Below are 16,645 nucleotides of genomic sequence, written 5' to 3'. Positions count from 1 at the left end.
CATAAAAAAACAGATGAAAAGTTAGTAACTTTGAACCTTAAACAAATGATATGGGAATTATTCGCTTAACAAACATACGTGTTTTCACCAACCATGGCTGTTTGGTTGAAGAAGCTAAAATAGGTTCGGATTACCGAGTAGATTTAGAAATTAAAGCCGATTTGCGAAAATCTGCCGAAACAGATGAATTGGCCGATACGGTAGATTATGTGCATTTAAACCAAATTGTAAAGGAAGAAATGGCCATACGCTCTAAATTGTTAGAACATGTTGCCAAACGTATCATTGTGCGTATTTTTGACGAATTGCCCATGGTTTCGCGAATTTTGCTAGAAGTTTCAAAAATAAATCCGCCTATTGGTGGTGATGTACAGCAAGTTACTATCGTTATGGAAGAATACCGGGCATAATTTTGTGCTTTAGGTTTTGATATTTAATTTTTTGTAGTAGATTTGCAAACACATTACACAATGGCATCTTGGCCGAGTGGCTAGGCAACGGTCTGCAAAACCGTGTACAGCGGTTCGAATCCGCTAGATGCCTCTTTAAAAAACCTTCAATTTTGAAGGTTTTTTTGTTTTAGTATATTTTGTGTTTTTCAAATTGCTATATTTATCCTTAAAATTTATCCCATGAGAAAGTTAGTTATTATATTTTCTTTCGTCCTATTGAACAACTGCATAGTTAAAGCACAAGAAAATCGTGTGTATACAGGGAAAAAGTTTGCACAAAAAGAGCTTGATTTAGCATTGGCTATCGAAAAAGAGAATCCTAATTACGTTGGTGTGAAACCTTTAATTAAGAATGAAGAGATGGCAATTCAAGTAATAGAGCCAATAGTAGTTGGAAAATATGGTAAAGAGAGAATTGAATTGCAAAAACCTTATGAAGTTCATAAAATAGAACAATATTATATAATATCAGGAACTTTGCCATTTGGATCTATTGGAGGAACATTTGTAATTATTATTGACGAAACAAATGCAAGAGTATTGCATTTAACTCATTACAAATAAGTTTCAAATTGCTGTATTTATCTTTAAAAATCATACCATGAAAAAAATTGCACTATTCTTTTTACTGATAGCTATTGTTGCTTGTTCTTCAGAATCGTTATCGGTGAAAAAAGCTACCAACTTAATAGAAAGTCATACCGAAAAATATCCCTATTTTGAAACAACAAACTTTCAGCTTGGTGAACATACATTCAATATTCGGAAAGATGCTGCCGAACTATCGCAACTAAAAAGCCTAGCCGCCCAAAATTTAATTACATTGAACACCGTGAAAACCACTAAAAAATGGCTTTCTAAAGACTCGGTTTCGGTTGTAAATATTGCATTAACCGCAGAGGCATCGCCATATGTAGTGGAGCAAAAAAAGAATAGGGCAGAGGTGAAAAGCTATCTTTTTACCATTCAAGATGATTCGGATGTGCAACTGAAATTGAACAACAAAACAAAAGCAACTGCCACAGCAAAGCTTATAAAAACTGCGACGCCATTTGCCACAGCTCAAGCAGACAGCAACCCGAATGCTGTATTTATTACCAAAAAATTCACTTTAAAATATGCAAAAGATACCGGTTGGTATGTGGTAAAGTAATTCAAAAACGGCTGGTAAACTTAATTAAACAGTTGAGCCATTCTACAATTCCACAAAAAATATTTATATTTGGTTTTAAGTAAATTTTAACAAATAAAAAAAATACCGATATATGGGAGTGTTTTCAAAAAAATCAATAGCATTATTAACCGCAGAAGCCAACGAACAAGGCGAAGGAACGCTGAAAAAAACATTAGGTTCTTGGGGGTTGGTGGCATTGGGCGTGGGTGCCATTATTGGTGCTGGTTTGTTTTCTTTAACGGGGATTGCTGCTGCCGATAATGCCGGTCCTGCCGTTGCTATTTCGTTTGTAATTGCCGCTTTAGGTTGCGCATTTGCAGGCTTGTGTTATGCCGAGTTTGCATCGATGTTGCCAGTGGCGGGTAGTGCATACACGTATTCGTATGCTACCATGGGCGAATTCATTGCTTGGATTATTGGTTGGGATTTAGTGTTGGAATATGCCTTGGCAAGTGCCACCGTTGCGGTTAGTTGGTCGCAATATTTTAATGAATTGCTCAAAATATTTCATTTAGAATTGCCTATGCAGTTTCTCAAGGGACCTTTTGAAGGCGGAATGATCAATGTACCTGCCATAGTAATTGTGTGTTTGCTATCGCTTTTGCTTATGCGCGGAACGCAAGAATCGGCAAGGGTAAACAATATTTTAGTTATCTTAAAAGTATCTGTAGTTATTATTTTTATCGCATTGGGTTGGCAATTTATAGATCCAGCCAATCATCAACCTTTCATTCCTACAAATGTGGGTGAAGAAATGGTTAAAAGCGGGCAACTTTCGTTTTCGGAGTTTTTGTCGAGCGAATATTTTGGGCAATACGGCTGGAGTGGCATCATGCGTGCAGCAGGTGTAGTGTTTTTTGCTTTTATTGGATTTGATGCCGTAAGTACTGCGGCGCAAGAAGCTAAAAATCCTAAAAAAGGAATGCCATTTGGAATCATAGGTTCTTTGGTGATTTGTACGTTGTTATACGTTTTGTTTGCGTATGTTTTAACAGGTTTAGAGAACTATTTACTATTTAAAAACGATGCAAAACCCGTAGCAACAGCTTTTGCAAAAACGGGGTATCACTTTTTAAACACTGCATTAATTGTAACCATTATTGCCGGATACACATCGGTGATTTTAGTAATGTTATTAGGACAAAGCCGCGTGTTTTATTCAATGAGTAAAGACGGTTTATTGCCAAAAATGTTTTCAGAATTATCAAAAAGGCAAACTCCTTGGAAAACCAATTTAATTTTTATGGTATTTGTAAGCATTTTTGCAGGTTTTGTACCCGTTTCCGATTTAGGACACATGGTAAGTATCGGAACCTTGTTTGCATTTACTTTGGTTTGTATTGGAATTTTGGTTCTGCGCAAAACTCAACCCAATATTGAACGCCCTTTCAAAACACCGTTTGTGCCCGTAGTGCCTATTTTAGGAATTATTGTGTGTTTGGTAATGATGGCATCGTTGCCTATAGAAAGCTGGGAACGTTTAGCCATTTGGTTAGGCTTAGGGCTAATCATCTATTTTGCATACAGCAAAAAACACAGTAAACTGAATAGCAGTAACACCTAACAATATGTTTAATAATTTAAAAATGCCTGTTTTCTTTTTTGAAAACAGGCATTTTAATTAACTGTAAATAATGCTAATTACAATTAAAAAGATGCCTAAAATGGCTAATACGTAAGGTAGGATTTTTTTCATTTTGATGTTGTGAAAAGTTTATTGTTATTGAAAGCTTCTTATATTATTTACCATTTATCATATTCTATACCTAAGCCTTTAACAGGTACATTTATTTTACCATTGGTTAAATGTATGGGAGTAGAATCATCCATTCTACCATAATATAAATACCCTTCAAAATTGGCAGTTAACCAATTGGTTTCCGGATTATAAGTTACATTACTATAAACCATTGGGTTTTCCTCGTACGAATAGTGATATCCCGATCCCGATCCGTTTTCAACAGGGTAAAATATCATTTCTAAATGGTCTAATTCTTTATCTTTAGTCAAAAACGCATATACTTTAATATGATAAAAATTCATATCATCTTTATTCATACGAGCTACATAAGTATATGCAACTGTATCGTTTGTTTGGTTTGTAACGATACCATTGTATGACTTATAACCAAAATTTAATTTTTCGCCTTTAAAATCAACTTCAATAGTACCACGGTTTACTTCTTCTTTAGGCTCAAAATCGTCAGAGGTACAGCTAATTAGCACAAGGCTACTCATTAAAAGGATAAATATCTTTTTCATATTTTATAAATTTAAAGAAACATTCTGCAAATGTAATGCAGAATGTTTAATTTGTAACTATTTTTTTGTTTCTTACTATCTTCCTACTTTGAGCAAAATGAGTATATCATTCTCTTTTCAATTCTGAAATTGTAGGCTGTGAAGCGCGAGCGTGTGTATAGTTTTGCGGTATATCCAATCCTTTTAAAGGCACACTTATTTTACCGTCTTTTAAAAAAACCTTAATATCGTCTAAAGTGTTGGCACGGTATAAATATCCTTCAAAATTGGCTGTTAACCATCCTGTTTGTTGATTATAGTTAACATTACTAATCACTAATGGATTTCCTGGATAATTGTAGTTATAAGTTGTTCCTATACCATTGCGTAACGCCGTATAAATAATCCTTAAACTATCAATAGCACCGTTTTCTCTTAAATAGCCATATACTTCAAGTTGATCATAATTCTGATAATCCTTAGAAATTCGTGTTTCATAGAAGTAACCAATAGTATCAGGAGTTGAACTTGTTATTCTTAGTATTGCATCTGCATACGATTTTTCGCCAAATTTAAACTTTTCACCTTCGATTTCTACTTCAATAGTACCACGGTTTACTTCTTCCACTAAATCATCTTTCTCGCAGCTAACGAATACTATACTAACTAGTATAAGCAATAATCTATACATATTTTTTAATTTTTTAATTTTGAAAAACCATAGTTATCAAGGGAGCTTTATTATTATTTTCTAATTTATAAAAACGCTTCTTGTATTACTTACCATTTATCATATTCTATGCCTAAGCCCTTAACAGGTACATTTATTTTACCATTGGTTAAATGTACAGGTTCGGTTTCTTCCCATCCATAATATAAATACCCTTCAAAATTGGCAGTTAACCAATTGGTTTCCGGATTATAAGTTACATTACTATAAACCATTGGGTTTTCATCGTATGTATAGGAATAATGCCAACCTGAACCGTTTTCAACAGGAATAAATTTCATTTCTAAATGGTCTAATTCTTTATCTTTAGTCAAAAACGCATATACTTTAATATCATAATAATTCTTATCGTCTTTGTCTAATCTAGCAAAATAGGTGTATGCAACTGTATCGTTTGTTTGGTTTGTAACGATACCATTGTATGACTTATAGCCAAAATTTAATTTTTCGCCTTTAAAATCAACTTCAATAGTACCACGGTTTACTTCTTCTTTAGGCTCAAAATCGTCAGAGGTACAGCTAATTAGCACAAGGCTACTCATTAAAAGGATAAATATCTTTTTCATATTTTATAAATTTAAAGAAACATTCTGCAAATGTAATGCAGAATGTTTTATTTCTGAATAATTAATTTTGTACACGTTTCGGTGCTAAACTAAAGTCAATGGTCCCCGATGTCGCGGATTTGCAATCCGTGACTTTATCTATACAATTTTACTGTTTTTAAGGTTATAAAATATGCACTGCTACTATCGGTTGCTTTATATTTTTTTTAGCGCACGGATTGCAAATCCGCGCGATCGGTGTTACAATTAAAAAGATGCCTAAAATGGCTTATACATAGGGTAGGATTTTTTTTCATTTTTATTATTCTTGTAAATTAATAATCTCAGGAAGTTTCCAGAATTCATCTTTGTAAATACTGCCTTTACTATACAAAGTTTCATTATTAAGTGTTTTAGTTATATTTGGTTTTGAAGAATTAGTTTCAGCATTTAAAACATAAAAATATACCTGATTATGTACTTTTACGTCTTTCATTTTTGCTAATTTTGAACTAGTAACCATTTCAATTGTACGTGTAGTATAGCTTGGATAATAGAAATTATCGCCAATAATATATTTTGATTGAAATTGTTGTTCGTCAATTTTTATCTTTCCAATAATAAGATTCATTGTGGTGTTGTGTTTTTTCTTTTCGGGGTCAAAAGCGTAATTGGTTTCGTAAATTAATTTCTTTTCTGCATCAAATGAAAAATAAGCTTTTTTTAAATGTCTTTTTTTACTTTTCTCTTTTGGGCTAATATAACAAGTATGTATGGTTTTATCACCAACTTGTTTAGCTGTAACACTAATGTCGTAATTTTTTTTATCTTTAATTAAACCAAGAATTCTTTTAAAACGCATTGATCCTTCAACAACTTCTTTTGGGCTTGATATAATATCTCTATTAAAATCATTAACCTCTACGAAATTTTCAGATCTAGTTTGTTTGGCTATTTGTAAAACATTTTTTGTTTCTTTATCAATAAAAAAATCAACCATTCCTTCAGAAAAACTAGCTATTTCATTATTTTCATAATAGTTTTCTCGGTAATATGACTCTAACGAAGCGTCGGTACTAAATGATTTGATAGAATTATTTATAATCTCTTCTAAATAACCTCTTACATCACTGAAAATAATAATTTCTTCCAATGTTTCAGAATTTGGTGTAAGCTCCCAAACAAAATCTTGCATCTTTGTGAATTTGTTTTCACTAAAAGTGTATTGATAATCATCTACAAACAATTTTTGGTTCAGTATTTTTTCTGGTAAAACCACCTCTCCTTTTTCATTACTCGTTACAAAAAAAGTTTGATCAGCATTAACAATAGTAATTTGACTGATTGGCTCGTTGGTTTCACTATTTTTTATAACTACTTTGAAGGTTTGGGCAAAAGAATATAATTGGCAAAAAAAAGCTAATAGTAAAAGGATATAATTTTTCATTATTATAATTTATGTAAAAATAGTTAATAAAAACGCTACCATTTATTTGATAGCGTTTTATTAAAAATAAGAATTTAACTTTTTGTAATCTTATTATAATTTATGGCATAATAAATACCTACAATTTCAATAAGAACACCTATTAATAAAAGTGTGTTTGCAAATTCTTCTTTTGTTATTTTAGTTATTAATCCATAAATTGACTATGAGATAAACAGATACTATTATTAAAAGTGCGAGATAATTTCTTTTATTCTTCTTCTCATAAGATATAAAAAATAAAAATATACCTAAAATTAGTAAAATAGTACTCACGAAAGGATTTGATAGATTATAAACAGATATAAAGACAGTTAAAAAAATGGAAATTAACAATAAAAATATTGGTAAAATGTTTTTTTTATTTTCCATCTAAACAATCTTCATAATTTGCTATACACATTGCATGACCTGCTGCTTGCGCTAAATATGCCCCAGTGTGACAACCTAATAAAGCACTAGCTCCTAAAGTTTCAACATCTAATGCTAAACATGCAGTTTGCGCCATTAAAGCAGCGCCTACAACCCCTACATCACACCAATTTTTTTTAGCTTTACAAGTCATAAAAGTTGTGTTTTCAGGATGTTCCGAAGGAATTTGATATTTAATCAAACCATTGTTAATAACTTCTAACTTTATACTGTCTGCTAGTTTGAAAAATCCATATTTTTCATCTAATCTTTTCAATCGAAGATTTTGTTTTTTGCGATAATCAAAAAATTCTTCTTTATCTGAATAGCCAAATGCTTCAATCACAATATTAGTATTAGATTCGTTTATTTCTACACCCTTGAAAAGTACTATTTTCTCATTGTCTAACCTTTCCATAGCAGAAAATCCTTCGAAAAGAAAATTTTTAAAATCAAGATCGTTTATGATAGCTGAGTTATAGCCATCTTTAGCAGCCATTCCTTTCTGCTCTGTAGAAGAGTTTGTCGTCGTTTCATTATCATTACTACAAGCATATAAACCTAATGATAAAATTGTTGCTCCTAAAAGCCCTAATGTAAAATTTTTAATTTTTTTCATGTTAAATAAAATTTAAGCAGTTTTGTTTTCGTGGATTCAAGTTTTAAATGCAACTCGTCTATTTTCGTTCATTTTTAGAGCAAAAACTTCGTTAGGCGTTTTGAAACCAAATCTTTTTCGTGGTCTGTTGTTTAAAATATTAATAACTCTATTAATTTGATCTTGGGTTATCGATTCAAAGTTAGAACTTTTGGGAAAATATTGTCTTACTAAACCATTTAAATTTTCATTAGCACCTCTTTCCCAACTATGATATGGCTTTGCAAAAAAGTAATCAATAGCGAGCTTTTCTGAGAGTTGCTCGTGGTTGGCAAATTCCTTTCCATTGTCTGATGTAATGGTGTATAATAAAGGTTTCCAGTCTTTTAAAAGTTCTATTGTTTTGGTTTCTACGGCTTTTGCTTCTTTGCTGTCAATTTTTCCCATAAAAAGTAATCCTGTGGCACGGTCGTTAATAGTTAATAGTGCACCTTTATGATCTTTACCAATAACTAAATCTATTTCTAGATCTCCAAATCGTTCTTTTTTCTCCACAATTTGCGGTCGTTTGCTGATATCTACCCTATTGGCTATCAATCCTCTATTGTCTTTTGAACTAGCTCTTTTGCGGTATTTTTTACCTTTGGTTCTCAAATGTTTGTATAGGTTGCCACCGGCTCGCTTATCTTTCCAGATATACTGATAAATACGTTCGTGAGAAACCATTTTTTTTCCTTCTAAAACGGCTCTTCCTACCATTTGCTCCGGACTGAAATCTTGCTCTAAATACTGTTTTACATTGCTTATAACCTCTGGAGTGAATGTAAGTTTTTTAGGCTTGATTTGATGCCTTTTTTGGGCTTTTCGATGTGCTAAACTGGCTTTATAAATTCCGTTTCTGCCATCAGAATTTCTCTTGATTTCTCTAGAAACAACCGATTTGTCTCTCCCGATATAGTCGGCAATTTCAATAATTCGTTTACCTAAGCTGTGGTAAGTTTCAATTTTGTATCTTTGTTCAAGCGTTAAATGTCCCATCTTTATTTTGTAGTGTCGGAACCACAAAGTAAGGTGTTTTTTCGCCAACAGGGGGAACATTTTAGCCCCGCGGGGCTAAAATGTTCCCCCTGTTTTTTTTATGCGGTTGCATTTATTAGTTGAATCTAAGTTTTATTGTTTTATAAACTGCGGATTAATTTGTTTAATTTTTTGGCAAATGCCATTTGTTTTTGTTTCGGTGCAAACGGTTTATGTCACTGTCGCTACGTTTACTGGTGTTTTTATTTGCCTTTTTTTGCTGTTTTTTGTTTTTAAGGTTTAAAAATTTATTTGGTTCTCAATAAGATCGAACGAACAAAATTTCGACATCTTATCATTTGTTTTCGTAAAACCGGTATTCGCGACTACCGGCTCTCCGAAACAAACTTTTATAACGGTTTGGTTATTTTTTAACTCTGTCAGCGTTTTAAACGCTGAGTTTGTCATTATCTTTTTATAAGCTCTATTGCCCCTGCATACAGCACCGCTTGGGTAAAACTGTATTGTGCGCCATAGGCAAAAGCAATACTACGGTTATCATTTAATTTATCATCATCACCATTGCCGTTGCTGTGCAATGCAGCTAAAGTTTCTACTAAGCGGCGTTCTTTTTGGTTGGTTATTAACCGTAAGGTTTCGCTGTTAAAATTGTTACCCACTATGTCGTGAATTGCCTGCTTGGTTGCTTTGGTATAAGCCAGTTGTTCTATAAAATAGGCATCGGCTTGTTCTAATACCAACAATTGTTCGGTGTTTATTTTTTCATACCCATCTGTTTCTTGTGTTACGTAATTAAGCATTTGCTGGTTTACGTGCGCTTCAAACAGCAACACATTGTCCTGATAGGTTTGTTCATTGTTATATACAAAGCTGTTTAAAATGCTTTGATAGATTTGGTAATCGTTTGCCTCAACACCTTTTGCGTGATGCATGGCATTCGGTTGGTTGTTTGTTTCTGTTGCGAATGTTTCGTCTTCTGTTTCGCACGAGCTGCATAAAGCAGTAATTGCTACAGCATATAAAAAAAATCGTTTCATTGTTTTCGGAGTTTTTTAATAACGCTGCCCGGGTAGCTTTTGTTTCGTTTACAAATATGAAACGATTTTCAAACAACAAGGGAGTAAATAGTCCAGATTTGCCCAATTGGATAATTTATTCCCTCTTTTGGACGATTTATTCCCTCGTTGGATAATTTTTCCATCTCTAAAAAGATTGTTTTGTTGTTTTATATATTTGATAATCAATATTTTATTTGGTTTTTGGATAATAGCTGTATTTTTTTGTATTTTTGTTTGGTTAGAAAAAAAGCACACATGTTTTTAAAAAAGTTGGACAATTTATTCCCTCAATTGGATAATTTATTCCCTTTCTGGATTATTTTTCTGTTGCCGTTTTGCTCATTGGGGCAAACAACCGCCGATTCCTATAAAAACTCTTTGGGAAGTAATTGAAAATGATAGCACTTCCAACGAAAAAAAAGTAGATTATTTAGAAGTATATTATCAAAAAGCCCGAAATGAAAACAACCGTTTAGAACAATACCGTGCCTTAGATAAAAAAACGTATTTGGTTTCGTTTGCCGAAGCTACTATACTGCTGCACCAAATGCACCCTTTGGTGCAAAAAATAAACAACGACAGTATAAAAGGAGATTTTCTAAACGGAGTACTGTGTTTTACTATAAGCAACGCGATTTTAAAAATGCGTTGTACTATGCCATAGAGTCGGAAGCTTTTAACGAGGAAATAAATAATTTGTATAATTTGAATGCGGTCATTATTACAATAGGTAATATTTATAGTCATACACGGTATTACGGCAAAGCGGTTACTTATTTTACCCAAGCAAAAGACTATTACCAATCTAAAAAAGAGTACAACCACCAAAGAAGTTACGTTGTTACCTTATATTGTTTAGGTAAAACCTATTGGCAATTAAAAGATATAAACAAACTAAGCGCTACAATACAAGAAAGTGAACAGGCTATTCCACTTTTAAAATCGAAACACCAAAAATTAGAAAACGCTTATTTAGAATATATAAAAGGAGGTTCAGCTTTTTTGCAGAAAAATAATGTGGCTGCCAATGAGCATTTTACAAATGCACTAACCGTTATTAAACAAAACGGCGATTTTACCAACGAACACGTTATATATTTGTATTTGGGAAAAATGTTGTGGGAACAAAACCAGAAAGCCGAAGCTATGGCATATTTCACAAAAATAGACACCCTTTTTCAGGAGAAAAACTTCTTAAACTATGAGTTGCGTGAAGCCTATGATTATTTAATAGCCTATTACAATGAAACCAATCAACCGCAGCTGCAATTAAATGCTACAAATAGCCTTACGGCATTAAACCAACAATTTGAAAAGGAACAGCAAAGCATTACAAGTGTTTTACACCAAGATTTAGAAGAAAAAAAAATAAGCTCGCAATGGCAAAAGCTTGTAAATAAATACAATTTATGGATCAGTGTTTTAGGAGGTGTTTTAATACTAATCGCTGGTTATTTGTTTTGGAAAAGAAAAAATAGAAAAGAACAGCAACCAAATGAAAGCCCAATGCATGCAAAAGAGCATGAAGCAATTACTGCTGAAGATATTGTGGAAGTTGATGACAAGGCACTGCCAGAGCAACAAGTTGTTGAAGAAATAGAAATAGAAAAAGAAGCAGCTGCTACCGATAACGAAACCACACATCCAATAGAAGAAATACCGGCTTTCGATGAAGCTACACCAGAAATAACCGAAGCAGCACCAATAGCGAAAACACCTATTGTTTTATCGCCAACCGAACAGCGATTGCTAGAAGGCTTAGAGCGTTTTGAAAAGGAAAAAGGTTTTTTAAAAGTAATAAATTTAGACGGCTTGGCGAAAGAACTGAAAACCACCCGCAGCACCCTTTCGCCTCTTTTGAATGAGCATAAAAAGGGTTATAATGCTTATATAAACAGCTTGCGCATAGAACAAGCAATTACCGATTTAAAAGTAGATAAAGAACTACGAAAAAAAACGGTCAAAGAACTGTCGGTTATCTATGGTAATTTGCACCCCAAAACATTTGCCAGTTTGTTTAAGGTAATTTCAGGTAAAACGCCTGCTTTGTTTATTGAAAACTTGGACAAAGAAGAGGAATAGGTGTGTTTGTTATGTAAAAAGTAAAAAGTGAAAAGCTCGTCAGTTTAAGGTTATCGAAAAGATATAACGAAACTTAGCTGAAAGAGCAAAAAAATCAGCTTAAAAGCTGACTTTTTAGTTTTTAGTACCTGTCCAGGTGCCTTCTATATCATCTAATTGACTTTCCCATGTACCCGCTGCAGTTGATTCATTCATCATGCCTTCCATAGTTCCCACTTGGGTGCTTCCGCTGGTATATGTTGCGTTTATTTCTCCTTCTTTATCCACCTGCCCGATTAAATCAAAAGTAAGATTGCCTGAAAATAACTTTCCGGTTGCTTTTCCGGTTTCGTCGATAGTTGCATTCCAAGTACCTTCGTCTTCCCCCGTGAATGTTCCGGTCCATGTTCCTTTAAATTTTTCTAATTGGCTTTCCTGATGCACATGATTGTCGTCATTTGAGCTGCACGAAATGACTCCAAAAAATAAAATACCTGCAAGGCATAACTTTGTTACACTTTTTTTCATTGAAAATCTGTTTTATAAGTAAGACGTAATTTTAGGAGAAAAGGTTGGAATAATAAGGAAAAAATTAAGGAGTAGCGATAGGAATGTTGTTTTTAATAAAATCGGGTTCGTTTTTTATGAACGATTTAGACATGATGACTGTTCCGAAAATAATTAAAATAATACAACTGATTTTTTTAACTTTTAAAATGTTTTTTGGCGTTAGTTTGTTTTTTAACTGTTTGGCTAAAAGCATTTTAAAGATGTCTGTAAGTAAATATGCACCAATTACAAAAGCAAAGAAATTAATCATTTTTCCATGGTTCATTTCCAATTGTGGTCCAATGGTGATAATAATTGCCAACCAAAAGCCCAACACACCAACGTTTATGAAATTCAATAAAAATCCTTTGGCAAACAACGAAAAGTAATTGTTTTTGTAGTTAGTAGCTTCAATATGAATTTCGGCTTTTTTTAATTTTTGCAATCGAACAAAAGAGATTATTCCATAGGTAATCATAATCATTCCTCCAAAAAGAAAAAGTGCCGGATCGTCTTTTATTCGGTTAATTAATTGAAAACTACTGAAATAGGCGATTAAAATAAAACAAATATCGGCAATAATCACGCCGGCATCAAACGTTAACGCCGCTTTAAATCCTTTGGTGATGCTGGTTTCAATCAAAATAAAAAAAACAGGCCCAATCATGAAACTGAGAAAAAAACCAAGCGATATTCCTGTTAAAAAATTGTCCATTTAGTTAAAAAAAAATGCCAATTAAGGTATTGGCATTTTAAGTAGCTGTTAAGGCAAATTTACAATAAAATTATTTAATAAGATGCGAATTGGCTGTAAAGGTTATGATTTTGGCTGTACCGCAAATGAAACTTACAAGCAATAATGCTGGTTTGAAACTTATTCTGCATGTACCTTTTTAATAAACGTAAAATCTAATTGTTTTTTAACCAAATCGGCATTTTTTACTTTCACAATCACTTCGTCGCCCAATTGCAATAGGTTCTTGGTCACTTCGCCCACCAAAGCATATTGCTGTTCATCAAATGTATAATAATCGTCTTTAATTTCTCGAATACGCACCATTCCTTCGCATTTGTTCTCTACGATTTCCACATAAATTCCCCATTCGGTAACGCCCGAAATCACACCCAAAAACTCTTGGTCTTTATGGTCTTGCATGTATTTTACCTGCATGTATTTAATGCTGTCGCGTTCGGCATTTGCAGCCAAATTTTCCATTTGCGAGCAATGTACCGATTTTTCTTCATACACTTCTTCGTCTGCCGATTTTGCTCCGTCTAAATAACTTTGCAACAATCGGTGCACCATAACGTCTGGATAACGACGAATAGGCGATGTAAAGTGCGAATAATAATCGAACGCCAAACCGTAATGACCAATGTTTTCAGTAGAATACGCGGCTTTGCTCATACTGCGAATTGCCAGTGTATCTACCAAATTTTGTTCTTTTTTTCCTTGCACATCGCTTAACAGTTTATTTAGCGATTGCGAAATATCTTTTTTCGATTTAAAATTGATGCCGTAACCGAATTTTGAAATAACCGATTGCAAATTGAACAATTTATCCTGATCGGGTTCATCGTGTACACGGTAAATAAAGGTTTTTTTCTGTTTGCCCACAAATTCGGATACTTTGCGGTTTGCCAACAACATGAATTCTTCAATTAAATGATTGGCATCTTTTGAAACCTTGAAATAAACGCCTGTTGGTTCATCGTTTTCATCTAAATGAAATTTTACTTCAACCTTATCAAACGAAATAGCACCTGCAGCCATGCGTTTAGCACGCATTTTTTTAGCCAGATCGTCCATTGTTAAAATTGCATCGACAATTGGTTTTTCTATGGTTTGATCTTGGTTGGTCAACGATATTTCGGCAGGAATTGTATTCGCTTTGGTTTCAATAATAACCTGCGCTTCTTCGTAAGCAAAACGTTTATCTGAATAAATTACGGTTCTGCCAAACCACGAATTTACAATTTCGGCTTTTTTGTTTAATTCAAAAACGGCTGAAAAGGTGTATTTTTCTTCATTTGGTCGTAACGAACACGCAAAGTTTGATAATACTTCGGGAAGCATCGGCACCACACGATCCACCAAATAAATTGATGTGGCACGGTTATAAGCTTCTTCATCTAGAATGGTTCCTTCTTGCACATAATGCGAAACATCGGCAATATGAACGCCAATTTCGTAATTTCCATTTTCTAAAACCTGATAAGATAAGGCGTCATCAAAATCTTTTGCATCGCGCGGATCAATCGTAAATGTTAACACATCACGCATATCGCGGCGTTTGGCAATTTCTTCTTCGGTAATCGAAGTATCTAATTTTTGCGCAAAAGCTTCAACTTCTACAGGGAAATCGGTCGGTAAACCGTATTCAGCCAAAATAGCGTGCATTTCGGTATTGTGTTCGCCCGGTTTTCCTAAAACTTTAACCACTTCACCGTACGGATTGTTTGCTTTCTCGGGCCAATCGTTCATTTTAACCAAAACCACATCGCCGTTTTCGGCACCTCCAAATTTTTCTTTCGGAATAAACAAATCCACATACATTTTTGGGTTTGCCGTTACAACGAAAGCAAATGTGCCGTTTATCTGAATTACACCAACAAATTCATCTTTTTTACGCTCTAAAATCTCAATAACTTCGGCTTCGGGTTTTTTGCCTTTACGCTTGTTGTAAACATAAGCTTTTACCTTATCGCCATGAAGCGCTTTGTTGAGGTTGTTTGTAGGAATAAATGGATCTTCATCGAATTCGTCACAAACAAAATAAGCCGCTTTTCGAGCCGTCATATCAATGGTTCCTTCAAAATAGCTCGATTGTTCCACAATGCGGTATTTGCCCCGATCCACTTCCTCGATTTTTTGTTTAGAAACTAGATATTTTAATTCTTTAATAATTTCGTTTCGTCCTTTGGTATCGGTAACTTCAAAAACAGCAGCTATTTGTTTATAGTTGAATATTTTAGAACTGTTTTGAGCCAATAATTTTAAAATTTTTCCAGAGAAGTCTTTGCCTGGTTTTTTATGGAATTTTTTAATTTTCTTTGTCATATATTATTTTTATTAAGCACAATGGGCTTAAAATACTTATTAAAGATATAAAAAATATTGGTGATGAAGTGTGAAATTTGTATTAAATGATGATTTTCGTTTCTGGATCTATCTTATAAAGATGTTCTTCCAATCATTCAAAATAAGTATCTTTGCACAAACAATACAACTAAACGATATGAAAATTGCAATAGGAAACGATCACGCAGGTCCGGAATATAAAAAAGCGTTGGTGCAAATGCTTCAGGACAAAGGAATTGAAGTGGTAAATTACGGAACCGACACGTTTGATTCTGTTGATTATCCGGATTTTGGACATAAAGTAGCCCAAGATGTTGAAGACAACAAGGTAGATTATGGAATTGTAATCTGTGGTTCGGGTAACGGAATTGCCATGAGTGCAAACAAACATCAGGGTGTTCGTTGTGCCTTGTGTTGGACAAAAGAAATTGCCGTTTTGGCTCGCCAGCATAACAACGCAAACGTTATTTCTATTCCGGCTCGCTTTACAGCTATTCCGCAAGTTTTAGAAATGGTTGATGCTTTTTTAACCACTGAATTTGAAGGCGGACGCCACGAAACCCGTGTAAATAAAATTGCTTGTAGTTAATGAAAAATTGTATTGTATTAATCTTCTTGTTTTGTTCTTTTTCAGGTTTCTGTCAGAAATTTTCTGAAAGTGAAAGATCATATCTTTCTACATTAGAAAAAATACTAAAGGTTGATACAATACCATTTTTTAAAAATGAAATTCGTGTTTATAAGAAACATGAGATTTCAACAGGTTTAGAATTGTTCAGAATTTATTATGATGAACAGAAGAAAGAATATAAAGCTGATTTTTATTATACGTTTGCTAGAAAAACTTTGAATGATTCACCTGAAATTATAATCAAACATTTTGAATTAAAATCATTTTACAATTTGGAGTATGTTGTTCTAAAGCTTTTGAATACATATATTCAACATATACCAACATCTTCCGCTATTAGTTATAAGATGAAGTCTAAATCTGAAATATTTTTAGAAAAGGGTGAATTTTATAATTCCCAGACATCAAGTACTACAATTGATGGTGTAAGTTATTACATTCAAGTTAGTGAAGGAAAAATCTTTAATGAAATAAGTTACAATAATCCAGAAACCTGCTTAAGTAAATATCCTACAGTTGATGAATTGATTTCGGTTAATGAATTTTTAGATATTATAAAGAAAGACTTCAATATTTTTAAAGATTAAAG

17 protein-coding genes and 1 tRNA gene are annotated in these 16,645 nt (G+C 33.3%); 8 read left to right on the top strand and 10 right to left on the bottom strand.

The genetic code is table 11. The features are described 5' to 3' along the window. The first annotated feature begins 50 nt into the window (after nucleotides 1-50). From folB to MG290_RS09645, 5 genes are all read left to right on the top strand, one after another. Nucleotides 51-410, top strand: coding sequence for a dihydroneopterin aldolase (gene folB, locus MG290_RS09665; RefSeq protein WP_264561105.1), 360 nt, complete (start codon nucleotides 51-53; stop codon nucleotides 408-410). A 62-nt stretch (nucleotides 411-472) separates the two neighbouring features. Then, a tRNA-Cys gene (locus tag MG290_RS09660) sits at nucleotides 473-543 on the top strand. A gap of 89 nt (nucleotides 544-632) precedes the next feature. Then, nucleotides 633-1,016: a YbbC/YhhH family protein gene (locus tag MG290_RS09655; protein ID WP_264561104.1), complete on the top strand. Its 384-nt coding sequence runs from the start codon at nucleotides 633-635 to the stop codon at nucleotides 1,014-1,016. A gap of 37 nt (nucleotides 1,017-1,053) precedes the next feature. Further along, entirely contained in the window at nucleotides 1,054-1,605 is a 552-nt protein-coding gene (locus MG290_RS09650) for a hypothetical protein (RefSeq protein WP_264561103.1), read from the top strand. 112 nt (nucleotides 1,606-1,717) lie between these two features. Further along, nucleotides 1,718-3,190: an amino acid permease gene (locus MG290_RS09645; RefSeq protein ID WP_264561102.1), complete on the top strand. Its 1,473-nt coding sequence runs from the start codon at nucleotides 1,718-1,720 to the stop codon at nucleotides 3,188-3,190. Between the two features lie 179 nt (nucleotides 3,191-3,369). On the opposite strand, the gene MG290_RS09640 is transcribed toward MG290_RS09645, so the two are convergent. The 7 genes from MG290_RS09640 to MG290_RS09610 all read right to left on the bottom strand — a co-directional run bounded on the left by MG290_RS09640 (nucleotide 3,370) and on the right by MG290_RS09610 (nucleotide 9,712). Next, the gene (locus MG290_RS09640; protein WP_264561101.1) at nucleotides 3,370-3,888 is read right to left on the bottom strand and encodes a hypothetical protein; all 519 of its coding nucleotides are present in this window, start codon (nucleotides 3,886-3,888) and stop codon (nucleotides 3,370-3,372) included. Nucleotides 3,889-3,994: 106 nt separating this feature from the next. Beyond that, nucleotides 3,995-4,546, bottom strand: a complete 552-nt coding sequence (locus MG290_RS09635; RefSeq protein ID WP_264561100.1) for a hypothetical protein — start codon at nucleotides 4,544-4,546, stop codon at nucleotides 3,995-3,997. 101 nt (nucleotides 4,547-4,647) lie between these two features. Next, on the bottom strand, nucleotides 4,648-5,163 hold the full coding sequence (locus MG290_RS09630; protein ID WP_264561099.1) for a hypothetical protein: 516 nt from the start codon (nucleotides 5,161-5,163) through the stop codon (nucleotides 4,648-4,650). A 301-nt stretch (nucleotides 5,164-5,464) separates the two neighbouring features. Beyond that, a complete protein-coding gene (locus tag MG290_RS09625) occupies nucleotides 5,465-6,589 on the bottom strand; it encodes a hypothetical protein (RefSeq protein WP_264561098.1) in 1,125 nt (374 codons plus the stop codon). Nucleotides 6,590-6,989: 400 nt separating this feature from the next. Continuing rightward, complete coding sequence (locus MG290_RS09620) at nucleotides 6,990-7,658, bottom strand: hypothetical protein (RefSeq protein WP_264561097.1); 669 nt, start codon at nucleotides 7,656-7,658, stop codon at nucleotides 6,990-6,992. Between the two features lie 36 nt (nucleotides 7,659-7,694). Then, nucleotides 7,695-8,675, bottom strand: a complete 981-nt coding sequence (locus tag MG290_RS09615; RefSeq protein ID WP_264561096.1) for an IS30 family transposase — start codon at nucleotides 8,673-8,675, stop codon at nucleotides 7,695-7,697. Nucleotides 8,676-9,121: 446 nt separating this feature from the next. After that, nucleotides 9,122-9,712: a hypothetical protein gene (locus MG290_RS09610; protein ID WP_264561095.1), complete on the bottom strand. Its 591-nt coding sequence runs from the start codon at nucleotides 9,710-9,712 to the stop codon at nucleotides 9,122-9,124. Nucleotides 9,713-10,345: 633 nt separating this feature from the next. Here MG290_RS09610 and MG290_RS09605 point away from each other — a divergent pair. Further along, nucleotides 10,346-11,815 carry an LPXTG cell wall anchor domain-containing protein gene (locus MG290_RS09605; RefSeq protein ID WP_264561094.1) on the top strand — a complete coding sequence of 490 codons (1,470 nt, stop codon included), beginning with the start codon at nucleotides 10,346-10,348 and terminating at the stop codon, nucleotides 11,813-11,815. Between the two features lie 114 nt (nucleotides 11,816-11,929). On the opposite strand, the gene MG290_RS09600 is transcribed toward MG290_RS09605, so the two are convergent. The 3 genes from MG290_RS09600 to rnr form a co-directional block, all read right to left on the bottom strand. Continuing rightward, nucleotides 11,930-12,322: a VCBS domain-containing protein gene (locus tag MG290_RS09600; RefSeq protein ID WP_264561093.1), complete on the bottom strand. Its 393-nt coding sequence runs from the start codon at nucleotides 12,320-12,322 to the stop codon at nucleotides 11,930-11,932. 64 nt (nucleotides 12,323-12,386) lie between these two features. Further along, entirely contained in the window at nucleotides 12,387-13,058 is a 672-nt protein-coding gene (locus tag MG290_RS09595; RefSeq protein WP_264561092.1) for a LysE family translocator, read from the bottom strand. 159 nt (nucleotides 13,059-13,217) lie between these two features. Continuing rightward, the gene (gene rnr / locus MG290_RS09590; RefSeq protein WP_264561091.1) at nucleotides 13,218-15,404 is read right to left on the bottom strand and encodes a ribonuclease R; all 2,187 of its coding nucleotides are present in this window, start codon (nucleotides 15,402-15,404) and stop codon (nucleotides 13,218-13,220) included. 178 nt (nucleotides 15,405-15,582) lie between these two features. Between rnr and rpiB the strand changes: the two genes are divergently transcribed. Next, nucleotides 15,583-16,014: a ribose 5-phosphate isomerase B gene (gene rpiB / locus MG290_RS09585; protein ID WP_264561090.1), complete on the top strand. Its 432-nt coding sequence runs from the start codon at nucleotides 15,583-15,585 to the stop codon at nucleotides 16,012-16,014. Beyond that, nucleotides 16,014-16,643 (top strand): hypothetical protein, encoded by a 630-nt coding sequence (locus tag MG290_RS09580; protein WP_264561089.1) that lies wholly within the window; start codon nucleotides 16,014-16,016, stop codon nucleotides 16,641-16,643. The genes rpiB and MG290_RS09580 overlap by 1 nt, the downstream gene beginning before the upstream one ends. Nucleotides 16,644-16,645 lie beyond the last annotated feature (2 nt).

Origin of the sequence: Flavobacterium sp. CBA20B-1 (genome assembly GCF_028473145.1) — a bacterium.
GTDB lineage: Bacteria > Bacteroidota > Bacteroidia > Flavobacteriales > Flavobacteriaceae > Flavobacterium.
This window is presented reverse-complemented; position numbering and strand designations above follow the sequence as displayed.